We start from the raw sequence: 533 nt of genomic DNA, 5'->3' as shown, positions 1-533 counted from the left end.
TTATCTTCCGGGAGGAGATTTGGAGTATATAGGTAGAAACGATTTCCAGGTAAAGATCAGAGGATTTAGGATAGAATTGGGAGAGATAGAGAATGGTTTATTGAGTTATGAAGGGATTCGTCAAAGTGTTGTACTGGCAAAGGAGAATAGTTCAGTGTTAAAATACTTAGTAGGTTATTATGTATCTGATACAGAGGTAAATCCTGACGATTTATCTGTGTATTTATCAGGATTACTTCCAGAGTATATGGTTCCTTCTGTGTATGTTCATTTAGAAGAGTTTCCTCTTACGATAAATGGTAAGTTAGATCGCAGGGCTTTACCTGAACCTAACTTCACAGGAGATAGAGAATATATAACACCAACGACTATCCTTGAAAAACAATTAGCAGAGATCTATGGAGAAGTTTTAGGTTTACCTGTAGAAAGTATAGGTTTACATGATGACTTCTTCCGCTTAGGAGGAAATAGTATTATGGCTATTAAATTGATTAGTAAGATTCATCAGGGGTTAGGTTTACAGGCCAGTGTAG

At 36.2% G+C, this 533-nt stretch carries 1 protein-coding gene; it reads left to right on the top strand.

The genetic code is table 11. The annotated features are described in order from the left end of the window. Window positions 1-533: phosphopantetheine-binding protein (locus tag CHRY9293_RS18560; protein ID WP_162034329.1), on the top strand; the 533-nt coding region annotated here is incomplete at both ends.

It is taken from the genome of Chryseobacterium potabilaquae, assembly GCF_902728265.1.
Lineage (GTDB): Bacteria > Bacteroidota > Bacteroidia > Flavobacteriales > Weeksellaceae > Chryseobacterium > Chryseobacterium potabilaquae.
The sequence above is the reverse complement of the archived record's forward strand: the minus strand, read 5'-3'. Positions and strand labels throughout refer to the sequence as shown.